This is a genomic window from Cellvibrio sp. KY-GH-1, from assembly GCF_008806975.1.
Lineage (GTDB): Bacteria > Pseudomonadota > Gammaproteobacteria > Pseudomonadales > Cellvibrionaceae > Cellvibrio.
The window spans coordinates 4,982,324-5,005,598 of record NZ_CP031728.1; the positions used below are offsets into that span (position 1 = coordinate 4,982,324).

Annotated in this window: 21 protein-coding genes; 9 read left to right on the forward strand and 12 right to left on the reverse strand. The window is 47.5% G+C overall.

Features of this window, described 5'->3' with window-relative positions; genetic code table 11:
- Positions 1–462 precede the first annotated feature (462 nt).
- The 3 genes from D0C16_RS20955 to D0C16_RS20965 all read left to right on the forward strand — a co-directional run bounded on the left by D0C16_RS20955 (position 463) and on the right by D0C16_RS20965 (position 3,736).
- A complete protein-coding gene (locus D0C16_RS20955) occupies positions 463–2,130 on the forward strand; it encodes a chitinase (RefSeq protein ID WP_191968582.1) in 1,668 nt (555 codons plus the stop codon).
- A 165-nt stretch (positions 2,131–2,295) separates the two neighbouring features.
- Positions 2,296–2,475, forward strand: coding sequence for a DUF3012 domain-containing protein (locus tag D0C16_RS20960; protein ID WP_151034141.1), 180 nt, complete (start codon positions 2,296–2,298; stop codon positions 2,473–2,475).
- 136 nt (positions 2,476–2,611) lie between these two features.
- Positions 2,612–3,736, forward strand: coding sequence for a helix-turn-helix domain-containing protein (locus D0C16_RS20965; RefSeq protein WP_151034142.1), 1,125 nt, complete (start codon positions 2,612–2,614; stop codon positions 3,734–3,736).
- Between the two features lie 71 nt (positions 3,737–3,807).
- On the opposite strand, the gene D0C16_RS20970 is transcribed toward D0C16_RS20965, so the two are convergent.
- Both D0C16_RS20970 and D0C16_RS20975 read right to left on the reverse strand, forming a co-directional pair.
- Entirely contained in the window at positions 3,808–4,356 is a 549-nt protein-coding gene (locus D0C16_RS20970) for an META domain-containing protein (RefSeq protein ID WP_151034143.1), read from the reverse strand.
- A gap of 68 nt (positions 4,357–4,424) precedes the next feature.
- Complete coding sequence (locus D0C16_RS20975; protein WP_151034144.1) at positions 4,425–4,910, reverse strand: arsinothricin resistance N-acetyltransferase ArsN1 family B; 486 nt, start codon at positions 4,908–4,910, stop codon at positions 4,425–4,427.
- Positions 4,911–5,209: 299 nt separating this feature from the next.
- On the opposite strand from D0C16_RS20975, the gene D0C16_RS20980 reads away from it, so the two are divergent.
- On the forward strand, positions 5,210–6,232 hold the full coding sequence (locus D0C16_RS20980) for a DUF6748 domain-containing protein (protein ID WP_151034145.1): 1,023 nt from the start codon (positions 5,210–5,212) through the stop codon (positions 6,230–6,232).
- Positions 6,233–6,297: 65 nt separating this feature from the next.
- On the opposite strand, the gene D0C16_RS20985 is transcribed toward D0C16_RS20980, so the two are convergent.
- Positions 6,298–9,231 (reverse strand): DUF748 domain-containing protein, encoded by a 2,934-nt coding sequence (locus D0C16_RS20985; RefSeq protein WP_151034146.1) that lies wholly within the window; start codon positions 9,229–9,231, stop codon positions 6,298–6,300.
- 202 nt (positions 9,232–9,433) lie between these two features.
- Between D0C16_RS20985 and D0C16_RS20990 the strand changes: the two genes are divergently transcribed.
- The 4 genes from D0C16_RS20990 to D0C16_RS21005 all read left to right on the forward strand — a co-directional run bounded on the left by D0C16_RS20990 (position 9,434) and on the right by D0C16_RS21005 (position 12,536).
- Complete coding sequence (locus D0C16_RS20990; protein ID WP_151034147.1) at positions 9,434–9,838, forward strand: thioesterase family protein; 405 nt, start codon at positions 9,434–9,436, stop codon at positions 9,836–9,838.
- A 155-nt stretch (positions 9,839–9,993) separates the two neighbouring features.
- Complete coding sequence (locus D0C16_RS20995; protein WP_151034148.1) at positions 9,994–11,127, forward strand: SPFH domain-containing protein; 1,134 nt, start codon at positions 9,994–9,996, stop codon at positions 11,125–11,127.
- Positions 11,128–11,129: 2 nt separating this feature from the next.
- On the forward strand, positions 11,130–12,236 hold the full coding sequence (locus D0C16_RS21000) for a hypothetical protein (RefSeq protein ID WP_151034149.1): 1,107 nt from the start codon (positions 11,130–11,132) through the stop codon (positions 12,234–12,236).
- A 105-nt stretch (positions 12,237–12,341) separates the two neighbouring features.
- Entirely contained in the window at positions 12,342–12,536 is a 195-nt protein-coding gene (locus D0C16_RS21005) for a hypothetical protein (RefSeq protein WP_151034150.1), read from the forward strand.
- 128 nt (positions 12,537–12,664) lie between these two features.
- Here the strand turns inward: D0C16_RS21005 and D0C16_RS21010 are convergent, their stop codons facing one another.
- Positions 12,665–13,042: a GFA family protein gene (locus tag D0C16_RS21010; RefSeq protein ID WP_151034151.1), complete on the reverse strand. Its 378-nt coding sequence runs from the start codon at positions 13,040–13,042 to the stop codon at positions 12,665–12,667.
- Positions 13,043–13,058: 16 nt separating this feature from the next.
- The gene (locus D0C16_RS21015) at positions 13,059–13,388 is read right to left on the reverse strand and encodes a hypothetical protein (protein WP_151034152.1); all 330 of its coding nucleotides are present in this window, start codon (positions 13,386–13,388) and stop codon (positions 13,059–13,061) included.
- Positions 13,389–13,706: 318 nt separating this feature from the next.
- On the opposite strand from D0C16_RS21015, the gene D0C16_RS21020 reads away from it, so the two are divergent.
- Positions 13,707–14,645: a hypothetical protein gene (locus tag D0C16_RS21020; RefSeq protein WP_151034153.1), complete on the forward strand. Its 939-nt coding sequence runs from the start codon at positions 13,707–13,709 to the stop codon at positions 14,643–14,645.
- Between the two features lie 305 nt (positions 14,646–14,950).
- On the opposite strand, the gene D0C16_RS24550 is transcribed toward D0C16_RS21020, so the two are convergent.
- The 7 genes from D0C16_RS24550 to D0C16_RS21055 form a co-directional block, all read right to left on the reverse strand.
- Complete coding sequence (locus D0C16_RS24550; protein WP_225318790.1) at positions 14,951–15,211, reverse strand: hypothetical protein; 261 nt, start codon at positions 15,209–15,211, stop codon at positions 14,951–14,953.
- A 103-nt stretch (positions 15,212–15,314) separates the two neighbouring features.
- Positions 15,315–15,692: a GFA family protein gene (locus D0C16_RS21030; protein WP_151034154.1), complete on the reverse strand. Its 378-nt coding sequence runs from the start codon at positions 15,690–15,692 to the stop codon at positions 15,315–15,317.
- Between the two features lie 11 nt (positions 15,693–15,703).
- A complete protein-coding gene (locus tag D0C16_RS21035) occupies positions 15,704–16,390 on the reverse strand; it encodes a hypothetical protein (protein WP_151034155.1) in 687 nt (228 codons plus the stop codon).
- 159 nt (positions 16,391–16,549) lie between these two features.
- A complete protein-coding gene (locus D0C16_RS21040) occupies positions 16,550–17,146 on the reverse strand; it encodes a DUF4276 family protein (protein ID WP_151034156.1) in 597 nt (198 codons plus the stop codon).
- Positions 17,140–18,249, reverse strand: a complete 1,110-nt coding sequence (locus tag D0C16_RS21045; RefSeq protein ID WP_151034157.1) for an AAA family ATPase — start codon at positions 18,247–18,249, stop codon at positions 17,140–17,142. The genes D0C16_RS21040 and D0C16_RS21045 overlap by 7 nt, the downstream gene beginning before the upstream one ends.
- A gap of 351 nt (positions 18,250–18,600) precedes the next feature.
- Positions 18,601–19,227, reverse strand: a complete 627-nt coding sequence (locus D0C16_RS21050; protein WP_151034158.1) for a PEP-CTERM sorting domain-containing protein — start codon at positions 19,225–19,227, stop codon at positions 18,601–18,603.
- A 336-nt stretch (positions 19,228–19,563) separates the two neighbouring features.
- Positions 19,564–23,163, reverse strand: a complete 3,600-nt coding sequence (locus tag D0C16_RS21055) for a discoidin domain-containing protein (RefSeq protein WP_151034159.1) — start codon at positions 23,161–23,163, stop codon at positions 19,564–19,566.
- Between the last annotated feature and the right edge of the window lie 112 nt (positions 23,164–23,275).

Consider the following 23,275-nt stretch of genomic DNA (forward strand, 5'->3'; position numbering starts at 1 on the left):
TCCTTGTGTAACCCGTTATTACCCAATCATCTATTTCCCGTATATTTGAGTTGGCTACATAAAATTTTCTTCTAATGAAAAGAAAATGTTATGTAGCTGTCATTATTTTGTCATTTCCTGATTGCTATAGGTACTTGCCGGTGATATATATGGCAACGTTGTCATTAAGACTTTAATGTCCACAATAACGTTACACCTATAACAAAGCAGGCTGGGAAATGCCTGTGATAACCGACCAGAGGGAACTCGCTACGAGTGACCAGGACCGGTGTGTTTCCCAAGTACGGCCAATCTATTTTGTTTTTTTACGCAAGCAATAGATAAGTACTGCTCCACGGGACACCCCAACAACAATCTCAATGATTTATTGAAAATAGACGCGCAGATTCTAAAGAAATTTTTCAAATTTCTTTACGGCGTTCTTTTGTCTAAAAACTACAAACGAGAGTGGGGGAAAATAAAATGAAACCAGCAACCTTGATAAAACCAACAACTCTGGCGCTAGCCGCATTCTGTATCAGCGGCTTATCAACCAGCGCCATGGCAATCGATTGCTCCAGCATTCCCGCGTGGAATGTAACGGCCGCTTATGGCGGTGGCAGTCAGGTGAAAGAGCAGGGCAATGCCTATAAAGCCAATTGGTGGTCGCAGGGCCATAACCCGGTGAATTATTCCGGCCAGTGGCAGGAGTGGACTTTGCTTGGTGCGTGCGATGGTGCAGGCAATTCATCAACAGCAACGTCATCAAAAAGTTCGGTAGCTTCATCCGTTGTGGTGAGCAGTTCAAAATCATCCAGTTCAGTGGCGCCTTCAAGCGTGGCTGCATCCTCAGTAGCAAGCGGTAACTGCGCATCACCACAATATGTTGCAGGAACCAATTACACCGCTGGTTCACTTGCGCAAAATGTTGGCAGTGAATATCGCTGTACTGTTGCGGGCTGGTGTGGTTCTACCGCGAGCTGGGCGTACGCTCCCGGCACAGGGGCGCATTGGCAACAGGCGTGGGAATTAGTGCGTTCGTGCGGCGCTGTCTCCAGCAGTATAGCGAGCAGCGTTATTGCTTCGTCTTCATCGTTAGCTACTTCCAAATCTTCCAGCAGTTCTTCCGTTGCTGTAGTTAGTAGCAGTCGTTCTTCTTCCAGTGTGAGTGGCAATGGCCGTGTTCCCGGCGATGCAGCAGCATTACCGAAACACGCATTGGTTGGCTATTGGCACAACTTCGATAACGGCTCCGGCGTAATTCGTTTGGGTGATGTTGATCCGGCGTGGGATGTCATTGTTATCGCCTTCGTGGATGACGCCGGCAATGGCAGTGTGGATTTCCGTTTGGACCCCGCTTTAAACAAAGCGCAATTTATTGCTGATGTTGCTGCAAAACGCGCGCAGGGCAAAAACATTGTGCTCTCCTACGGTGGTGAAAAAGGCACTGTGACGTTGAACAACTCCACCAACCTCGCCAACTTTGTTAACAGCACGGCGGCGATCATTAACGAATATGGTTTTGATGGTGTGGACATTGATTTGGAATCCGGCGCGGGTGTCATTCACGGTGCACCAGTCATTTCCAACATGGTTTCGGCGATCAAACAACTCAATGCCATGTATCCGGATTTGTATGTCTCTATGGCCCCCGAGCATCCCTATGTGCAAGGTGGCTATGTCGCCTACTCTGGCATTTGGGGCGCTTACTTGCCGATGATTGATCAACTGCGCAATGAATTGGATTTGTTGCATGTGCAGTTGTACAACAACGGCGGATTGGCAACGCCATATGCGGCGCAAGCGTACCAAGCGGGCACTGTGGATATGATGGTGGCATCGGCGCGTATGTTGATTGAAGGTTTCCCATTGGCGAATGGTACTGCGGGCCAGTTCAAAGGCCTGCGTCCGGATCAGGTTGCGCTTGGCTTGCCATCCGGCCCACGTGCAGCAGGTTCCGGTCAGGCAACCACTGCAGACATTAATCGCGCAGTAAGCTGTTTGGCATTGCGTACTAATTGCGCCAGCGTTGCGCCCTTAACTGCCTACAGCGATTTCCGCGGCGTAATGACCTGGTCAATCAATTGGGATGTAAAAGATGGCCGTATTTTCTCGGTGCCAGTGGGGAATCATCTGAAAACTTTGCCGTAAGTAAACTTAATCTCTGGCGGATTTCCTCCAGCGGTTAACCAAAAACGCCCACTGGGTTCCAGTGGGCGTTTTTTATTGCCGATAGCCTCTGCTATCCTTGCCTCAGCTTATCACCTGCAAATGCGGTGCATTTGTCTTACATAACAAAATATCCAGGAATTACTTATGACCATCACCTTGCGAATCCTTAGTTCATTGCTGATCGTTACCAGCGTGTTAACGCTCACTGCCTGTGCACCTGAAGTGGGTAGCCCGGAATGGTGTAAATCGATTGAGGAGAAGCCCAAGGGCGATCTCACCATGAATGAGGCCAAGGATTACGCCAAGCATTGCGTATTCAAGTAAGCGCGACCGAGTACAACGACTCCACGCCATTTTGCGCCTGGCCACGGGGCGCAAAATGGCGTTGCCATATAAGACAGCGTTAATAAAGTCGCTGAGACGGCGTTAGTAACGCTGTGTTGCTGCAGAGAAAGGCCTAATGAAAACAAACTTTCTAAATATCCACGACCTGGTATTGGTGCTCACCGCGCTGGAGTGCGGTGTGCTGGCGGTATTGTTGAATTTATTGCCAGCAAAACATATACAACCACGACGGATTCTGGCTGGCTTCTTTGTATTGATTGCGCTGGTACTCACCACCACTTTAATCGTGTGGAATGGCGATTTAAAAGCCGCTGCGATCAATCACACACCTCTGGTCGTTGCCATCCTGGCGGCCTGTTTATTACTGCAAGGGCCGGTGCTGTATTTTTATTTGCGCTCGCTCTCGCAAGAGATAAAGCTGCTGCGCTGGCGCAACCTTGTTCATGCGATACCTACCGTGCTTGCTGCGATTTTATTGGTCGTCTTCGGTATAGATAGCCTGGAGTGGCAACCTACCACAAATTTGAGCGGCGCCGAAAACGCGGTAGTGGCGTTTTTATGGGCGTTGGTAAAGCTGTCGCCACTGGGTTACATCATCGCCTGTGTGATTGCCGAATATAAATTGCGCGAAAACCTGCGCGACCTCTATGCCGATATTTCTATGTCGGAATTAAAGCTGGCCGATGCTGTGCTCGCCGGTTTTTGTATTCACTGGCTCTGGTCGCTGCTAGCCTATATGTTAGAGGGGATGGTCAGTGCCGCTGTTAGCGATAGTTTGGGGATTATTGATAATTACCTGACAGTGATTCTGGTGAATGGACTATTTGTATTTGGTCTGATCAACACGCGCCAATTATTAAATGTGCAGGCGATCCCGGTTGCCAAGCCGGTTCAACCGAGCAAAATGGATCACAAGGTGGAAGTAATAGAAAAGGCGATCCATGAAGATAAACTGTATCTGGAAAACAATATCAATCTGGAGCGGTTTGCGGAGCAGATTGGCTTGAAGCCGCGCGATGTATCTGCCATTTTAAAAATGCATTACCAGAGCAATTTCTTTGAATTTATCAACCGCTATCGCGTGGAAGAAGCAAAGCGCTTGCTCATTTCTCCAGATTATAAAGATGAAACAATTTTGGAAATAATTTACAAGTCCGGATTTAACAGCCCTTCTGCGTTTCATCGCTTTTTTAAACGTATGGTGGGAATTACACCGACGGAATTTCGCCAGCGCGGTTGATTGTTCAGGCGGATTACTCCGCAATGCATCGAGGGGGAGGCTGAGCTTCCCCCTTTTTTTAAGCGCCTGATTTATTGTGCTGCAACCGCCTGGAAGCGTGCCAGTTGCAAACCGCTGTCGTCTTGCAGTACGAGTTGGTCGGCGTGCACGGAATATTTGCGGGTATTTTGCAGTGCCTGATTGAATCCGCCTGACAGGTTCGCGTCGTCCGGGCAGGCCATTCGGGTAGATGCAAGTTCACCAAAGCTGAGCGTGTCGTGGGCGAGCTTGTAGCTGCCCATCATTTTATTGCAGCCGTCAGAGCCGGAGAGGCGCGCATCAGCACCTAACACCAGATAGGGAGCCTGCGCTGTATCCGCTACTTCCGTGTCTTGTAACAGTATTAATTTCCAATGGGTGCCAATCAAGTCACTGGCAAGCGGGGTGTTCGCGTCGTTGCTTGATGGCGTTGCACTGGTTGCCGCTGCGGTGGCGTTTGTTGCGGTGGAGCTTGTTGTAAACTCGGTGCTCGCTGTAACAGCGGGCTCACTGCTGGCCGCTTTTGAATTTTCCGGTGAGGGCGAACAAGCTGAATTTAATAAAGCAAGGCTCGTTAGTGCGACAAACATTTTTATATTCATAATGCCAATCCTTAATAAAGTGCAGTGGAAAAATTGGTAGAAAATTGGAGACAGAAATCCCAGACCAATTAAATATTTTTTTGCCAATAGCCAACGTCCAGCCAGCGCCCGAATTTAAAGCCGACTTCGCGAAAGTGCGCCACCTGGCGAAAACCAAACTGCTCATGAATACGTTCGCTCGCGGCATTAGGGATGGCGATACAGGCCAGTAGTACATGGATGTTGAGCGCTTTGAGTTGTTCGAATAGCGCATTATACAGCTGGCTGCCGACACCTTTACTGCGATGATCCGGATGCAAGTACACAGTCACCTCGGCGGTGTGTTTGTAGGCGCTGCGATCTTTCCATTTACTGGCATAGGCATAGCCCAGAATCGCCCCATTCTCTTCAAATACCAGCCAGGGAAATTGTTGTGTGTTGGTCTCCACCCGTTTTTGCATATCGATAACACTGACCGGTGCTTCTTCAAATGTGATAACGGTATGTGCAATGTAGTGGTTATAAATATTGCAAATAGCGGGAATATCATGAAGGTTGCAAGAGCGAATTGGCATTGAAGTTTCCATTTAAACGGAATGAGAAAAATTTGGTATGAAAATACACGCAAAAGAAATTTTAGTGTCGCTTAAATTTTTTTTTGCAAAAAAATTCATAAAACCCGGAACATTCTTTAACAATTTGTAAAACCAACCGGTGGTAGAGTTTTACATGGTATGTGGCGAGTGGAAATAATAATACAGGTGCCATGCCATTGTTGTTGTATCGATTGTTCTCACCGCTGCTGCCATTTCCATTTTGTTGTCAGGGATGTATGACAATAACTTCAACTTACTTATTTACCAGGAGCCGTAAAATGAAAATGGTGAAACATTTCGCATTCAGTGTTGTATTACTAATATCGTTCTTCACTAACCAGGGGTTTGCACAAGCCAGTAATAGTTATGCCTTTAACGTTAGTGAGGGTTCAGTGGTCGTCACCCCTGCATGGTGCAGGATCAACCCATGCTTGCCAAGTGTAGCGACCTTTACCGGCAGTTTTGTCGCGCAAATTTCTGCTGCCGGCGATCATATCCTATTCCCGTCATCCAGTCTCGTCAGTACTCCGGACGTCAGCTTCCAACTGCCGACCGATCCCAATGAGGATAGCTATGGTGTAGTACGCGATATCGCCTTTACGTTTGAGGGCGATGCGATTAAAGCGAAAGGTGTCGTGGATTCGCGCGCGTTTGATGGCCCGTTAGTGGAATATCAATTTGTCGCCAGAACAGCGCGTTCGCAAATATTTACGGCGCGCCCTGACTATCGCAAGTGTGCAGCGCCTTTGTGCGGTGGATATTTTGTGAAGCTGGTTAATCAAAAATTAACCCAGTGCGCCGACGGCAGTTTGCAAGAAGAATGCTACGTGGCTTCTGTTGTGTATGGCAGCGGTCCCATAGATGCGGGCACTATTTCATTCGCAAATAGAACGCCGCTGTTACTGATCGGCGCCATATTGCCCAAGACGGATACAACGGCTGGTGTGTTGGGTGTATTCCTGGCAAAAGATGCTTATCGCTCCGCAACGCAAAATACTGCGGTGGGTAAATTTTATAGCGCAACCAATAACGGAATTATGTGCATTACCACCCCTTGCTTCAGTTTCGATGAGCAATTGCTTAACACTACCAATCGCGTGACCAAGCTGTCGGATGTCAATTTGGAGATGTCCGGCGCATCACCGGATGACGTAACTTGGGCGTATCAATTATTGGCAAATGGCGCACCTTTGTACGCAGCAGGTGTCAATCAAAAATATCAGGGTTTTGCTGGTGTAGGTGTTCGTTTGGTTGCGCAGCAATTCTATTTGCCGATTAAACCAACTACTGCGGAAAAATAGTTGTCCGTTTGTTAAGAAATAAAAAAGCACCATGAAAGTGGTGCTTTTTTTGTACGGGATGGATTTTAAATATTTATTTTCTTCTTTTTAGTTTTCTTCAAGTTTGCCCCCAACTCGAGTTTCAATTTGTTGTCTTTATTGATTCCGCCTTCGCGCGCTACTGCCAATTTTATTTGCGTAGCTTTTATGCCGGAAATTTTTGCGAGTTGGCCGTATACCACCTGCGCACGCTGATTGGCGAGTTGTAGTAAATCTGCCTGACTCACAGCCTCGATAGCGACGAGTTTTTCTTTAATAGTTCTCGCATAGCTTAATTGGTCAGCATTGTCCTCATTGCCCGTTGTTGCTTGAGCTGCATTTTTCAATGCATCCAGGCTGGGGGATAAATGCGCTTCGGTGTAGAGGTTTTCCAGTGTGGAAATATATTTACGCGAGCCGATATTGGCATCGCTTTGGCTTTGCGAAAGTTGTTCGCGCAAGCGGGTTTCAAATTTTTGTTCCTGCAATGCGTGAGTGTCAAAGCTCACGGAATAAACACCTGGAATATCTATTTGTAAATCGGGGCGCTTAATCAATGCCTCACCAATCTGATTTACTTTTTCTGTCTGTGCGGGCGATAAATCGGTGCGGCCCGCGAAAAAACTGATGTAACCCAGGTCCTTGTTTTTACCTACACCCACCAAGCCCGCCAAAAAGCGAAAGGGCGCTGCCGCGACATTGGTGATTAATTTGCGAATGGCTTTGCGTAGGGTTTTCCCATAGTCAAATTTGGGGTCATTGATATTGCCCTGCACTGGCAGGTCGGCGCGGATGATACCGTCTTTATCTTTGAGCAAGGCCACGGCAAGGTCGAGCGGTAAATCGGCGGCACCCGGTTGAGCGACCTTCTTGCCTAGCGCAAATTCGTGTAGCACGACGTTGTTTTGGCCGAGCATTTGATCTTGATTAATATCGTACTTCAGATCGAGATCCATTTTTCCCTTGGCGATTTCGCGCCCGGCAAATTTAATCGCGTAAGGTGATAGCTCGGAAATATCGATATTGTTAAAGCTAAGGTTCATTCGCGTTTTTTGTGTTGGCTCAAGTGGGAAAATTTCCCCAGTCATCACCATTTCGCCATAGTCACTCACTTGCCCCTCGAGTTTGACGTTCGCGGGTGAGTGACTGGTGGAGTCGAGCGTGGAAATAGTGCCGTTGATATGCGCGATGTCGGCAGAAAAAGGCAGCGGAAGTGAAGAGTCAGTAAATTTGCCGCTGGCATTTTCAACATCGATGCGACCAATTAAATAGGTGAAATTGCTGGATGTGTCTGCAGTGGTTGATTCCTGCGCGGTAGCGGCTGGCGTTGTTAAAACTCGCGTGAGTGTATGAGTACCATCGGAAAAAATATTGAAATCGGCAAATGCCTCGTTAAATCCCATGCGCCCAATATTAATTTTTTTTGCTTCTACATCGGCAATAATGCGATTGAGTTTTAGCGTTGACCAGCTCAACAGAGTTTTCCCGCTGGCTTTTTCCTGCACTTTTATATTATTGAGCTGTGCGTTGCCCTGAATTTTTATTGCCTCTTCTGCTGAAGTAATTTTTCCTTCCGCCGCCAGTTCACCCTCGGTAATATCTACCCGCGCATACGCTTCCACAAAACTTTGCGCGGCTTTGGCGGGCAATTGCGTGATTTTGTAGGTCCCTTCGGCATTTGCGAACGGATTTAACTGGAATTTTGCGGTGGATTCAAATTTGCCGCCTTGCAGACTGAAGCTTGCGCTTGCCTCGGAATTTTGCTGCGCGCGAGTGCTCAGGTTTTTCAACTCCATGGCAATATTTTCGATTTCCACCTGCGAGTTGGTGCCAATGGATTCATCCCGGTAGTGAAGGTTTAACCCATTAATGGATAGCAGTTCATTAACCACTTGCCAGGGTGATGGCTCGCTGTTGGCACTGCCGCGTTCAGCAATCACTTGCTCGAAGTTGAGTTGTCCTTGCGGTGATATTGTTGCCCAGGCCTCGCCATCGCGCAGCTGGATTTTGGGTAGCTGCACACTGGCTTCAGGCCATTTTATTTCACCACCAGCGAGGTTCACTTGTTTTAATGCGAGCAATGGGGAATTGCCCGCAAGTTGATTTACTTTCAAATCCTGCAGATTTGCTTCAATCCCGGAGAGCAATACAGTCAGATCAGATTGTTCCGGTTTATTGAGTGCATAATGAAATTGCACTTGCAGTTTGCTGGTTGCGACCGCAACTTTGAAATCATCTTTTAAATAATCGGCCAGCGTAGTCAACGCCGGTCCTACCAGGTTTACATCGCCTTCGCTGGAAAATGGCGCGAGGCGAAAGTTACCCTGCCAACTTAATTCAACACCGGTATTGGTTTTTAGTAGCAGTGATTGGTTGCCTGTGGCATTGGGCAGGGTGTTAAATTGATGTGCTTGAAATTCAATCGGACCCAAGTCTGTTTCAAAGCGACTTTTGGGCAGCTGATCAACAATTTTCAGTTGGGCAATTTGCAGTTTAATGTCTTCAATGCGTAACGGCAGCGTGCTGCTGGTGGATGATGCCGATTCGTCGGTTGCCGTTGCGCTGGCCATCCAGTTATTCAGAATGCGGGTGAAATTATTAGTCTTCGCATCTATGCGCTTGAATTCGCCATACAGGCCAGTCAGGTAGGCTTCTTTGATGCTCCAGCTATCGCCAAACGAATCCCACGGCTGCAGGTTAATAAAAAGTTTGTCGAATCCCAGCGGTTGCCCCAGGTCATTGCCGGAAATTTTTAGTTGGTTGATCGTCAGGGTGAACTCATAGGGATTGATGGAAATTCCATCAACATCCAGATTGAGCTGCAAGCGCTCGACTACCAGCTCGTTCAGCTTGCTCTTGATAAGCATTGGTGCAACAACGGCCAGCGTCAGGTGGTACATCAGGAATAACGCGACTAACCAAACCCAGGGGCGACGCCAGGACAGCCAGCTGAAATACTGGATTACTGTTTCTTTCATCATGAATAAAACCGAATCTGTTTGATTACTACAGGCCTATGGCCAGATGTCATCCACCCAGTCTAGCCGGATTAACGAGGCTGAACTGTTAAGTGCTGCTTTTTGTTGCTAATTAAGACTCGCAAATCGGGGTTTGGTTTAGCCTATACTGCGCGGCTTTTACTAACAGTTACTTATCAATAGTTATCCAGCAAGGAAATTAACCATGGTGTTTGAGTGTGTAATGGAAGTCAGGGACTACGAGTGCGACCTGGCCGATGGGGTCAATAATTCGGTGTATATGAATTATCTAGAGCATGCGCGCCACAGTCTGTTGAAGCGGGGTGGTATTGATTTTGCGGCCCTGGCGCGCCAGAAAATTGGCCTGGTGATTGCGCGTGCAGAAGTGGATTTTACCCGTTCGCTGATGAGTGGAGATCAGTTTGTGGTGCGCACCCTCGTCAAGCGGCAATCCAAACTGCGCTATGAATTTCATCAAACCATTTATCGCCTGCCCGACGAGCAGGTGATGGTCAAAGCAGTAATCACCGGTGTGCCTATTAATGCCGAAGGTCGCCCCAGAATGCCGGCGGAACTGGAGCCATTGATTTTGGCGCTCTGTGAGGCGTAAATTAATCGCTCATTCCCCCCTGTGTTCCGGGGGAATGAGGTATTGGATTTGACAGGGGTTGTCTCTACCTGTGTTGTTGTACGGTTTTCTTCAATAAAGCTAATAATCAAAACGTTAAACACTACTACCGCTAAATGCCATGAAAGGAGAACGAGATGGATTTGTGGAATAAACTTACTGGTGAGTTGATTGATATCATCGAGTGGACCGACGATAGCAACGACACCCTGGTGTGGCGCTTTGAGCGCTACGAGAACGAAATAAAAAATGGGGCCAAATTAATTGTTCGCCAGCAGCAAGTGGCGATCTTCGTTAACGAAGGACAAATTGCAGATGTGTTCAGTTCCGGCACCTACGAGCTGACTACGCAGAACCTGCCGATCCTTACCACCCTTGAAGGCTGGAAATACGGTTTCCATTCGCCCTTTAAAGCGGAAGTGTATTTTATTAGCTTGCGCACCTTTACTGATAATAAATGGGGAACGCAAAATCCGGTAATGTTACGCGATGCCGAATTTGGCCCGGTGCGTATTCGCGCGTTTGGCAACTTCACATTTAAAGTCATTGATCCACGTTTGCTGCTTAACGAAATTGTTGGCACTGATGGCCATTTCACCCTCGCCGAATTGGATACGCAATTTAAGGCGCTGGTGGTATCCGGCTTTTCCGATGCCATTGCCGAGAGCCGCATTCCTATCCTGGATATGGCTGCCAATTACACCGAAGTATCGAATCAGGTGTGTGAGCGACTAGGTGCAGACTTTGGCGCGTATGGTTTATCAATTATTAAATTTGTGGTGGAAAATATTTCACTGCCGCCTAATGTGGAAGAAGCGTTGGATAAGCGTTCCTCCATGGGCCTGCTCGGCGATTTAAATAAATACACCCAGTACCAAATGGCCAATGCGCTGGAAGCGGCAGCAAAAAATCCCGGTGGCGAGGCCAGTTCAGCCATGGGAATTGGTTTGGGCTTCGCAGCGGCTAACCAAATTTCGCAAGCGATGGGCAACTCACAATCGGCAAACAGTATGCAGCCGACGAGCAATGCACAAGCGGCTTCTGTTGCTCCACCACCATTGCCGGGCGAAATTAATTTTTTTGTCGCGCTTAATGGTCGCCAGGCCGGGCCTTTTCCGCTGGCGGAGTTAACCAATATGGCGCGCGCGGGCCAGCTGGACCGCACTTCACTGGTGTGGGCACAGGGCATGGCCACCTGGGAAAAAGCCGGCGAAGTCGCGTTGTTGCAAGCGCTGTTTGAATCACTGCCGCCTCCGCTTCCGGGAGCGTGATTATGCAGCTTTCCATTAAGTGCGATGGCTGCGGAACAGATTTAACCTATCAATCGGGGACCAAAAATCTGGTGTGCAGTTATTGCAATCACCAACTCAAGATTGCCGATGCCGACGCGGCCAACGAAGCCAATCGGGAACTCAATCTTGAAGAATATTTGCAAAATTATGCCCAGCAAAATCCACCCGTAGAAAGGCGCGTAATCCGTTGTAAAAGTTGCGGCGCGCAAACGGAATTGGCGGAGCATCAGCAAGCGGGCAATTGCCCATTTTGTGCGACTGCTTATGTGTTTTCACAAGCGGAATCGACGCGATTGATTAAGCCGCAAGGCTTGTTGCCCTTTCACATTACCCAGCAACAGGCCGCGGCCAGTGTGCAGGTGTGGCTGCGCGGTTTGTGGTTTGCGCCGAGCAAATTGAAACGGCAAGCAACACAGCTGGATAAAATGCGCGGTATTTATTTGCCTTTCTGGACCTACGATTGCGCCACGGCAACTCGCTACCGCGGTGAGCGGGGCGAACGCTACAGCGAAACGGTGATGGAAAAAGATGCGCAGGGTAATCCGGTTGCGCGCGCCGTTTCAAAAATACGTTGGCATTCTGCGTCGGGCGTATTTGAAAGTGATTTTGACGATGTACTGATTCCCGCAAGCAAATCTCTGCCGGAAGATTTGCTCTCTTCACTCGAACCCTGGGATCTGAGCGCCTTGGTGGATTACCAGGATAATTACCTTGCCGGTTATATTACCGAGTCTTATCAGGTGGATTTAAAAACGGGCTACCAGCAGGCACAGGGAATTATCGATGATCGTTTGCGTGCGGAAGTCAGGCAGCGGATTGGCGGCGACGAGCAGCGCATTTCATCGATTGATACCCATTACCTGAATGCGAGTTTCAAGCATATTTTGTTGCCGGTGTGGGTATCGGCGTATCGTTTTGGCGATCAGTCCTACCAACTGATTGTCAACGCGCGTACCGGCGCCGTGCAGGGCAAGCGTCCCTGGAGTTGGGTGAAAATCGCAAGCCTGGTGGTGGGGATTTGTGGTGCTATTGCACTGGGGATTTTCCTGGCCGGGCATGGTGGTGGATCGGCTCCACTGAATCCCTAGGTTGCGGTAATAAATCTACTTAGGATTTTCTGCGTAAAGGTGAATCCAAAGTGGCTTAAGTTGCATCCAAACTGGTAACAATGTTGTTTAGCGCAGGGGATGGAAATGTTGACGTTTATTTGCTGGTTACTTTTATGGGCCATTTGTTGGCCCTTGGCGCTGTTGGCGTTAGTGCTCTGGCCAATCGTATGGCTCATCTCCATTCCCTTCCGCATCCTCGGTATCGCCTTCGATGCCGTCTTCGCGTTTTTGCGCGCGCTGTTATTTTTACCTTCGCGCATTTTGGGTGGGAGATCCTGATTATATTCCTACGTAGCCCGTATGGGGTGTAACGGAATACGGGGATTTTGAATTTGGAAACAACCTAACTATACCCCGTATTCCGCTAGGCTCCATACGGGCTACGCGCTTACGCAGCCCAGCGCAACCTACTGACTCTTATGCGCAACCGTATGCGCGTTTTGTTCCCAATTCTGTCCGTCAAAATCGATAACCTTTACCTGCTTTGGTTGCGTACTTAAGCAGCGCAAATTGATATCCACGCCATCGGGGTTTGACCGTGGGATATAAAACGGTTTTACACCACAAATTTTGCAGAATTTATGCTTGGCGACGCCGGTGTTGAATGTGTAAGTGGTAAGGCTTTCCTCACCGCTTAACAAACGAAAATTGCGCGCCGGTACAATCAAATGCAAAAAGCCCGTCATCGCACAAATGGAGCAATTGCAATTCTCCACCTCGACTGATTCCGGCGCTTCCACTTCAAATTTTATTGCGCCGCAATGGCAGCTGCCGTGATAGAACATATCTTTTCTCAATTATTTAACAGCACATTACAAAACCGACCATGCTCACCATGCCAATTATAATCCCACCTGTCGTAGAAGCTAATAGCCGTTCTATGTTTTCATTTTGTTTTGCTTGTGGTGAAAGATAAATAATCACTGCAAAACCTAATGCCACTACGGTAGAAAAAACAGGGGGACCCGAACAGAGAAATATGGTTAAGATGGCGCCTATGCCAATTTCAAGTAGAGTAGCGCTGAGCCAAACGCTTAATTCGAAACGCTTGCGTTGGATTAAATAGGAACCCAGTAATCCGGCAGTGATAATACAGCCTGCTAGATATGCTGATACAAGTGGATTGTTCATGGCGAATGTAGGTGTTGAAAAAGCGCTGAATCTATCCTAAAAACAAAAAAACGCCATAGATTGTTCTATAGCTGCAAGGAGTGGATAGTTTCTTTTGAATTTCACGTAATCGTTATGGGTTTTAAACGACATAATTTAATTAATGAGAAAAATGTCAATTTTTTGAAATTTTTACGGTTTATTCATGTTGACTTTAAGGTTTTCGGACAATCAAATATCTAGTGATTTTGCTTCATCGTAGACCAACAGCTGTAAGGTTTTGAATGGTGTGAAAATTTGCAGGATAATTTTTATTTGCTAATAGATTAGGGATCATATATGAAATATTTAGTTTTGTTCTTGGGTTTATTTTCATGCACCGTTTTTGCTGTTACGCCGCCGCCGTATTGTGTTTACGGTAAGGTTAGTAGTAGTTATCCAGAGCCTCCAGAGTGCTTATCTTCTGACCCTATTATTAAAAATCAATATATATCACTAGGTCTGTGTAAATCGTCCACCGGGATATCGAATTCAACGTTATCCAATGGTTATTTAAAAATAGGAACTCTAGGTGGGATTGGTAGATATTTATTGATTAACGGTAAGAATACTATTAAAGGGGACGGAGATTTTCTGGGAAATGGAAATGGGCATAACGAGAGAATTTCATTCCATGATTCCATGGGGGGCTACCGGGGTGTGCAATCTACCAACTTTGAAGGTAATGCCTATTTTGATTATATACCCTATGGTGCTTATAGTGGCAGCGGACAAATTTGGGCAGTTAATACAGCGTATTATAATATCTGTTCGAAAATGGATGTTAGTTTCCAGTATGCGCCGCATATTCAAGTTAATGGATACAGTATTCCATTTAATCTTTATAGCGCGCCGTCCAGTTTGACCTTTTATTACGAAGTCGATTACAACTCTAAAGCTGTCAGGGAAAACTTACCGGTAACTATCAAGGTTTTTGCTGTTCTAAATGGTGTGTCTTATACAATCACCAATACATCAAACGGTCAGCGAGGAACTGTAGTCAGCTATCCCTTCTCATTTATTAATTTGCGTTACGGAGAGCGAGTAACGCTCTCAGCAGAAGTCAATGACGGAACATATTCAACAAAAATTTACCTCGGAGCTGTGACTAACTCGAGCCCTCCCTCTAATGTTGAGCCACCAATGTACTGCCTAATGGCTTGCGGTGGAAATCTGGACTCTTCTGCCAGAGCAGAATGTCAGCGAAACAATGCTGCCTGTGAATACAAAGTTTGGTGATGACGATTAGGTTAGGCTTAATAGGGCAAGATAACAAATTTGCCATATTTGTGCTTTTGATGGCACTTATTTATTATTAATTTATGATGGTGCGGGCAGTATTAAAAGAGGTCGGTTTTATCTTAATATCTTTGTTCCGCTTTTTATAGAAAACGCCTGTAATAATTACAGGCGTTTTTTTTAAAGTCATTGCCGAATAGATTTATTTTCTGGATAGATTTTTGATTATCGTTAGAATCTTTTATTTGCGTTCAAGCAAGTTTTAAAACACTGACCCATGCATTGGTATATGTCATTCTCATATCCTAGGTGAGCGGAGCAATAATTGGAGCGCGCCGGTGTGGCGCAGGGATGTGTGCTGAACGAAAGTTGCCATTTAATAAAAGAAAGTTGGTGAGAGCGCAAACTTGGATTTTCATCCTGCTCTGTTTTTTTGTGCATTTTCCCGTGGATACTCTCTTGGAAACTATTTCTGCATCTGGATTATTGCGTGCGCCAATTTTCGGATGATCAATGCCTTGTTGTTGGTCGATAATAATTAGTGCGGTGTTTTTGGGTAATTCCATTTTCAGCTCGGTAAGTTTTGTGTTGGTCTGTTCGGGTTGGGAGTGCGTTGCGATAGGGACATGTTGGGCATCGCTGCGCTCAGCTTACGCAGCCCGGCTCAACCTACTGACTCTTATGCGCAACCGTATGCGCGTTTTGTTCCCAATTCTGTCCGTCAAAATCGATAACCTTTACCTGCTTTGGTTGCGTACTTAAGCAGCGCAAATTGATATCAACACCATCGGGGTTTGACCGTGGGATATAAAACGGTTTTACACCACAAATTTTGCAGAATTTATGCCTGGCGACGCCGGTGTTGAATGTGTAAGTGGTAAGGCTTTCCTCACCGCTGAGTAAACGGAAATGTCGCGCCGGTACAATCAAATGCAAAAATCCTGTCATCGCACAAATGGAGCAATTGCAATTCTCCACCTCGACTGATTCCGGCGCTTCCACTTCAAATTGTATTGCGCCGCAATGGCAGCTGCCTTGGTAGATCATATGTGCCCCCGTTACTTTTTGACATGGACGGTGGTTTCGAAATTACTGCGATATTGGCAGCCGTAGGGTTCGGGATATTGCTGGCTTGGCGTTATGGTTTTATCTGTTTCAGATATGTCATAAACGTAGCGTTTGAATAATGTGGTCAATACCAATTGCTTGTTGTGAATTTTCCAATTAAGCGCCGATATTTCGGTTCCGTCTTCCAGTTTGCTTATGTAAATTTTGCCGTCGCCCATGATATCCAGAATGTGATTTTTGGTGCAGCCGATAGAGCCAAGCTCCCAATCCAGAATACTGCTTTTTCGCAGCATGTTTTCTAAATTGTCTGCTGATTTTTCCGGGTTGGCGATTACATAAAGGCCAATATTTCCTTTGGTGTATCTGTGCGAGCTAATTCCTTCTCCCAGGCTAAACAAGCGTGATTCCGGAGCGGGTAAATTAAGGGACGCTAAAACCTGTTCGATTTTCTGGTTGAGTTGGGCTGAGCGCGGGCTCGGGGTGTAGATGATATAAGTACCTTCGTTAAGCGGCGGCAGTGGAATTTGCGGTTGATGAGTTTTAAAGCCAACAGTGGTTAAGGAGTGCAGTAATTGCTGCTGGGTAGGTTGGTCAATCCCGGAGGTATAAACATGGAGATGTGTGGTGCTACAGGCAGCAATGAATAGTACAAACATAATTATTAGAAACTTCCACATTCTTTGGTTTCCTTAAGGTGATGGCAGGCGGGCGTATTCTAATCCCAAAAATAAAAGCGCCGCTACCAATCGCTTGGTAGCGGAAAATTTGGGTGCTATTACTAATGTGGAATTAGGTTTTTAGTTTTGCGTTGCAATCCAAATAATCTTGGACGCTAACTAGTTTAGAGATTCGATCTTGGATAACCATTCATTAAATCCAGCGCACATTGCTCTCATTCTATCGAGGCCGATTTCTTTAGCGATATTAGGGCCATGAGTAGTTTTTCTGTAAATTGTATTGGCTTCTAGTCGTTTTGATGGTGCTGTTTCTTTTGAGTTGTTGACTGATTCGGGGTTGTTATTAAATTCCAGTAATATGGTGCTGGCCCATTCATGCAAATTTTCGTCTTGTAATTGGGAGGCAATGGCTTCAGGTGAGGAAAACAAAAGACCCTCAAACTCATACATTTGTATATAAGGGATAAGCTTGTGTTTTTGTTTTTCGTCAACTGCACTATGAATTTTCTGTTCCAAAGTTACTTTTGTTTCTAAAGCCTCTTTATGCTTAAAGCCATAGAAATCATAGAAGGTGCTTGTATAATCAAAACTATGCACTAAATGCTTGAGTTCATGTTTGACCCTATCCACGCTTATGTTGCCGCTAAGGGAGACGGGGGTAACATATATTCCTCTAGCTGATAAATGTGGTTCCAGAACCACTTTAACGAAACGCTCTTCAGTTGGTCCCTCTACGGAAATCCCTATTCTTACCATTCTGGCCTTCCTCCTATGAGGTTTTTAGTCCAAATGTCGCCCATGCCATAATCTTCTAGCCAGTGTTCAAGTGCTTGTCTTTCTAATTTTTTAAAAGTGGATGCCCCGTCTTTTTGATCAACCACAATGAATTCTTCAGGCTCGAAGCGGTTTGCAAATGCGACAGATTGGGTTGAACAGATTACTTGCGTTTTTTTTGATACGGATTTTATTATTTCTGCCAGTACATCTAAAGCTGCTGGATGTAAACCTAATTCCGGTTCATCTAAAACAATTGTGCTGGGTTTGCTCCCGTCTGGCTGAAGAAATAAAGTTGCCATGCAGATAAATCTAGCTGTTCCATCTGAAAGCTGGTTGGCAGAAAATGGGGTTTCATGATCGCGATGAATCCATCTTAATAAAATTGATTCGTCACCTTTTTCGCCTTGAGGTTCCAAATAAAAATCATGGAAAAAAGGCGTTACTGTTTGAATGGCAGTAATTATTTCTTCGTAGTTTTTATAAAAGCTGGTTTTTAAGTATCTTAAAAATGGTGCTAAATTGCTCGCGTCAGGTTGTAACATGAAGCTCGCACTTAATTTTTGCGCTTGCTTGAATCCTGCTGTAGAACTTGTGTCGTGAAAGTGATAAACCCTACATTTTTGCATGTATTCGCGAGTGTATTTTTTCACTAATGTACTTTCAGCTTCCGCGTCTGGGCGAAGGCCACTTTCTCCTAGCTTTCCTTTTACATAAAAATTTCTAGATGATTCGTTGTATGTGCAGTATTCATTCTCAAAAACGAGGGCATCATTAGCTTCCCCGTGTACAAATTCGACATGATACCCATTTTGACCGACATCAATATGAATAACGATTTTTGGTGTTTTCTTTGCTCCAAAATGGAAAAAAGTGTTAGCAAATCCATTTTTTTCCACATAGGACTGCAACTTTCCCTCTGATAAATTTCGTAGAAATGTAAAGAGAGAAATAAAATTTGATTTTCCCGCTCCATTTGCTCCTATCAAAATGTTGATGGCGCTCATAGTCAAGTCGAGCTGCTTTATTGATTTAAAGCCCTGTATTTTGACTCGGTGTAGATGAGTATTTTGTTGATCTGTCATGATTCAGCCAAAATTGCTTTGTGATTTAACTGGAGTACGCCGTTTCAGGTTGCTGACCAGTTCTTAGGTGGAATGATTGTATCTGCCGAGTTGAAGGCTGGGCAAGTTTCTTCACTCTTTTCCTTATCTTAGCACCCTCGAGGGTGACTTCTAGAGGGAATGCCTTTCTTGGTCCCAAACTCGGCTCGGTAACGACCGCTTTTCACGTTTCGTGCTTGCTGAAGGATGGTCATGTTGGGCATCGCTGCGCTCAGCACCAACCTACGCTTGAGCTGGGGCTTTACCCCAAAAACAAAAACGCCGCTACAGATTGCTCTGTAGCGGCAAGCGGGACGCTATTACTAACGAGAATTAGTGGTTGCGTTGGGTTCTGCGCCCAATAGCGATAGCGGCGAGGCCGAGGAGTAATAGGGCGAGTGGGGATGATTCCGGCACTGCGGCAGTTTCGTTGATGGTGAAGTTATCCATGACGAAGTGTTCACCGCCTTCACCGGGATTTGTAGGCGTGCCGCCCCAGGAGCGGAAGCTGAGTTTGTTGATGCCGGTGTAATTGAAGTCAAACCATTGCGCGCTGCTGGTGTTGAGGATGACGGTTTGGGTGAAGAGTAAAACGTTATTTAAAAATCCGTTAACTTCCAGTTGCAATCCATCGTTCCAGGCAGCGGTTAAATAAGTACCGTTGAAATTAAAAATATCGCCAGTAATTGTTGATGTGGTGGCGAAATTATTAAATGCGGCGTAGCTGCCGGAGACAACGCCGTTTGCAAAACCGGTGCCGGGCAATGTGTTTTTATTGATGTAGGCAACACTGGTCCAGAATTCATTGCCCCAGTTGAGACCTTGATAACCGGATTGGATTGTATCGACTTCGGTAGCTGGCAAGTCATCGAAGGTGATGACGGTTGCTTGTGAATTGATGCTGAATCCGAACCCAAGTGAAAGTAAAACCGATAACGCGAGTGATTTGGTCTTGTGCATGATTGTGTCTTCCGTTAGTTGATAGTGAGTACAGTTTTTTTAATTTTCGAATTCACTCCGATGTGAGTTTGGCGTTGCTGTGAGTGTTTTGAAACCGTAGAGTCAGGGATGACGAGACGGAGCTACATGGATGTATTTATGCGTTTTCAAAACACTCACAGCAACGTCAAACGTGTTCGAAGCAGGTAACGCGAAAAAACCGCCCGTAAAAATCACAGGCGGTTTTAGTTTAAAGTAATGACCGAATAAATTAATTTTTAAACTGGAATCGTTTTTTAATTGAAGTCCGGGCGTCTCATTAACACCCGGACTGTTCTTTAAATTCCGACCCAGGTATTACAGTCCTGTCAGTCGTACCTCCCAGATTGAATAACCCCATTGGTTGCCCGCACTGCGTGCAGTGCCGTAAATACGCACGTAGCGATAGTTGCCATTTAATGAAAGGGTGTCGGTGCGATTGCCAAAGGTGCCATCGGATTTGCTCGCAATATCTGTCCAGTTGGCGTTGTCCGCGAAGTTAGGTGAATTGGAGCCTTGCACTTTGTAAACGCCCGCGTTGGCTGCTTCCCAATCGATTGCAATACTGGTCAGTGTTTTTGCGCTGCCCAGATCCAACGTTAACCAGCTTGGATCAACCGCGTGTGCCGATTCCCAACGAGTGACCGCGTTTTTATCAATCGCATTTGCTGCGGCAGTTAATGCGGTGCTTGCCGTTGCGCTAACAGGAGTTAATGGTCCCGCCGTAGCAACACTGGATGCCGAGCTGCTGCTAGCGGCGGTACCTTGTGCGTAAACTTTCAATTCGAAAATCGAATAGCCCCAGGTATTGCCTGCACTGCGTGCAGTGGCATAAATGCGTACATAGCGATAGCTGCCGCTCACAGTGTGCGTATCAGTGCGATTGCCGAAGGCCGCGCCGGTAACGGTTTTTAACGTGGCCCAACTGGTGCCGTTGGTAGAGCCTTGCACTTCATAGTTAGCCGCGTTGGCTGCTTCCCAATCGATCACCACTTGCGTGAGATTGCGATTGGAACCGAGGTCCACCATCAACCAGCTCGGGCTTACGCCGTGGTTGGATTCCCAACGAGTTGCCGCATTGCCATCGACCGCATTAGTTGCTGGCAACATATTGGTGCTGCCGGTTACCGGGCGACCTTGTGATACCAATACCGAAGCCGGTGCGCTTGAGCTGGCAACACTGGATGGTGTTGATGAAGGCGCGCTGGAGCTGGCTGCAGATGACTGCGGGTTGCCTGAACCGGTGAAGGACACGGCAATGGTGTGGCTCGCGGAAATCGCGTTGAAGCTGTAGCTGTTCAATGCGCCGAGTGAAACACCATCCACAATCACATTGGCTACTTGCTGGCCGGTTGGCGGCGTGAAGGTGTAAGTCGCCGAGTCGGTGTTGTTTTTGCTGTAGCGAATAGTGCCGGCCGGAGTGATGCTGCCTACGCCATCCAGGTTGATGGTGTAAATGCGGTGCGGTTTTAAATCTACCGCCATCAATTGCACATCGGCCACTTCAACCACTTCACCCGCCGGTGGGCGGAACCAGAAACGGAAGTTGCGCTCGTTGGCCGGTGGGAAAGCCGCGAAGTTGGTGAAACTTTCGTAGGTGCCATCGGTATTGCTGTTGGTCCAGTTAATCAGGGTGTTGTTGGCCGTGCCGTACTCTGCTTTGAACTGGGCAAGGCTGCGTGGCGATGATTTATCGCCTGCTACCAATACTTCTTTCACTTCGTAGTTAGGGTCGATCACTACGTTGACCCACAAGTCCTGACCATCCGCCACACCGGGTTTACCACTGGCTTTGTTGCCGGTTGAACCGTCAACTGCACGTGCCGCTGCGCCCCACCATTCAGTTTCCCAACCAGAGCTTGCGCCGGTGAAGTTGGTAGCGCTAATCGCCGGAACCAATGGATCACCTGAGCCGATATAGGCGATTTCACGGATGACAACATCGTCGATGTAAGTGGTCGCATTGCCCATGCCGCCGAACAGGAACGCCAGACGGCCGGGGTTATCGCCACCGGTGAAGTCAATATTGAAGCTGTAGTTGGCGTTAGTGGTTCCCAGCGCGACCGTTTGCAGCAGATAAGTACCGGCGCCGGACGGGTTCAACTGGTTTTCGGATAAGCGCAATTGGATGTTACGTGGCGATGCCGCGCGAGCGCGGAAGCTCACCTGGTAGCGATAATTACGCTTCAAGCCAAAGCCCTCGGTGTGCAGTTGGTAAGAACCTGAGCCAGTACCTTGCGCGGCCGCTGTGACGCGGGCTTCACCGTTTACCACGGCATAGGCAGCGCCCGAGCCGTCATAGTTCTCACCCGTCCAGCCGGCCAAACCTCCGGCGAAGTTGCCGTTGCCTAACACATTGATAGAGCGATCCAACTGCGCGGTGCCCGCCGGTTTTGGATAGACATTAGCCACATCTTCAAAGGCTTTGAACTCCAACAGCCAGATTGGCTCGGCTTTATCGATACGGCCTTTGGTGACGAGTTTGATGTAGCGGTAAGTCTTGTTTACATCAAAGGTATGAGTTGCCCAGCCCACGGCTTGCTGATCCGAGCTGAGTAGGTATTCCCAGTTGCCAGACGAGGTTTTGCCGTAGATGTCGTAAGACTTGGGCAGGTTCCAGGCCCACTCGATCCAGAAATATTTAATCGGCTTGTCCATACCGTAATCGATGGTCACCGAGTGGTTATTGTCGTCGCGCGGGGTCGCCCACTTGGAACCGACATAACCGTCAGCAGCGTTTTTAGCGCTGTTATCGCGATAGGCGTTATCGCCTTCCTGCAAATAAGCATCAGCCGTTACCGACACCGGCGCCATCCAGCCTTTCAGTGAATAGAAACCCTTGGTGTTATTGGTGGGGCGGAAGAAACTGTATTTATTCTCGTCGGTGTACTTCTGCCAACTGTCAGTCGTCGGCAGCGGCCAGTGGGCCACATAGTCGACCAGGAAGTCAGTACCGGCGCGGCCGATGTTGGTGTTCATGCTCGCGGTGTCTATGTACTCATACTCGGTTACGCCGCCGGTCACACGGGTGTAGCCGGTTTTGTTGGCGACGTTGGCATCGGTGCTGAACTTGTTGTAGTTACCCACATCTGGCCACTCCACATGGGTGATGGCGTGGTTGAGGATCATGCGCATAGGCGTGAGGTAGGGCCAGGGCTGGTCTCCGCGCTCGGCTTTGGTCCAGGTATAGGTTTTTACCCCATTGACGTAGTACTCAATATATTCCGGGGTTTTGATCACACCGTAGGTGACGTATTGGTTACTGGGGTTAACGCCCAATTGTGCGTAAGTCGTGTTGTTGGGATTGCCGCCGTAAGCCGGGTAGGGCGCCGACCAGTGGGTTTGCGGTGCTTTGCTGGCATTGGCGCCGGTGAACTCGATAATGTCCAGTTCCTGACAGGCAGTCCAACCCACATCCGGGAAGTTTCCTAACAACCACCAGGCCGGGAATTCGCCATTGCGCGCTGGTGGCATTTTGATGCGCGCTTCAAACTTGCCATAGGTGAAGGTGGCGGCGTCGGTTATCTGCGATTCAATTCGGCCTGCGCGAATAAACAGGGGTTTGCCCTGGCCGGCGTTTCCGCCGTAGTAATCCTGGATTTGGCCATCCATATAACGGGCTTTGAGGTTGAGGGCTTTGCCGTCGCTAGCGCCGGCATCGTCTTGCCCGCTGCGAACCGTCCAATCGGCCGCTGGGTACTCAACGTCCTGATAATCCTGATCTTCACCATTCACAAAAATGTTCTTTTCGACCAGCCATTTGCTGCGGTCAATGCTATTGCCGTTGAACTGGTCAATGAAGTCAGCATTGGCGTTGGGGGTTGCCCACCAGGCATCGTTATAGGCGGTTTGGGCTTGCGCTCCCAAAGCACCCAGGCTTAACAGTGCCAGTGTGAGCGAGTTGATCTTGTAGTTCATAGTTCCTCCAGAGGAATTATTGTTTTCACAGGAGTGGTTAAAACCGTCTTGATGACGCTGGCTGGCGATCTCCCGATGCCTGCCGCTTGGCTTCCCTGGATGTAGCTGTGGT

Coding starts and splice junctions, on each gene's coding strand:
- D0C16_RS21030 (WP_151034154.1), bottom strand. CDS start 15,692: ATGATCTACCAAGGCAGCTGCCATTGCGGCGCAATACAATTTGAAGTG.
- D0C16_RS21015 (WP_151034152.1), bottom strand. CDS start 13,388: ATGAACAATCCACTTGTATCAGCATATCTAGCAGGCTGTATTATCACT.
- D0C16_RS20990 (WP_151034147.1), top strand. CDS start 9,434: ATGGTGTTTGAGTGTGTAATGGAAGTCAGGGACTACGAGTGCGACCTG.
- D0C16_RS21005 (WP_151034150.1), top strand. CDS start 12,342: ATGTTGACGTTTATTTGCTGGTTACTTTTATGGGCCATTTGTTGGCCC.
- D0C16_RS24550 (WP_225318790.1), bottom strand. CDS start 15,211: ATGGAATTACCCAAAAACACCGCACTAATTATTATCGACCAACAACAA.
- D0C16_RS21000 (WP_151034149.1), top strand. CDS start 11,130: ATGCAGCTTTCCATTAAGTGCGATGGCTGCGGAACAGATTTAACCTAT.
- D0C16_RS20980 (WP_151034145.1), top strand. CDS start 5,210: ATGAAAATGGTGAAACATTTCGCATTCAGTGTTGTATTACTAATATCG.
- D0C16_RS20970 (WP_151034143.1), bottom strand. CDS start 4,356: ATGAATATAAAAATGTTTGTCGCACTAACGAGCCTTGCTTTATTAAAT.
- D0C16_RS21045 (WP_151034157.1), bottom strand. CDS start 18,249: ATGACAGATCAACAAAATACTCATCTACACCGAGTCAAAATACAGGGC.
- D0C16_RS20975 (WP_151034144.1), bottom strand. CDS start 4,910: ATGCCAATTCGCTCTTGCAACCTTCATGATATTCCCGCTATTTGCAAT.
- D0C16_RS21010 (WP_151034151.1), bottom strand. CDS start 13,042: ATGTTCTATCACGGCAGCTGCCATTGCGGCGCAATAAAATTTGAAGTG.
- D0C16_RS21040 (WP_151034156.1), bottom strand. CDS start 17,146: ATGGTAAGAATAGGGATTTCCGTAGAGGGACCAACTGAAGAGCGTTTC.
- D0C16_RS20960 (WP_151034141.1), top strand. CDS start 2,296: ATGACCATCACCTTGCGAATCCTTAGTTCATTGCTGATCGTTACCAGC.
- D0C16_RS20985 (WP_151034146.1), bottom strand. CDS start 9,231: ATGATGAAAGAAACAGTAATCCAGTATTTCAGCTGGCTGTCCTGGCGT.
- D0C16_RS21055 (WP_151034159.1), bottom strand. CDS start 23,163: ATGAACTACAAGATCAACTCGCTCACACTGGCACTGTTAAGCCTGGGT.
- D0C16_RS21050 (WP_151034158.1), bottom strand. CDS start 19,227: ATGCACAAGACCAAATCACTCGCGTTATCGGTTTTACTTTCACTTGGG.
- D0C16_RS20955 (WP_191968582.1), top strand. CDS start 463: ATGAAACCAGCAACCTTGATAAAACCAACAACTCTGGCGCTAGCCGCA.
- D0C16_RS21020 (WP_151034153.1), top strand. CDS start 13,707: ATGAAATATTTAGTTTTGTTCTTGGGTTTATTTTCATGCACCGTTTTT.
- D0C16_RS20995 (WP_151034148.1), top strand. CDS start 9,994: ATGGATTTGTGGAATAAACTTACTGGTGAGTTGATTGATATCATCGAG.
- D0C16_RS20965 (WP_151034142.1), top strand. CDS start 2,612: ATGAAAACAAACTTTCTAAATATCCACGACCTGGTATTGGTGCTCACC.
- D0C16_RS21035 (WP_151034155.1), bottom strand. CDS start 16,390: ATGTGGAAGTTTCTAATAATTATGTTTGTACTATTCATTGCTGCCTGT.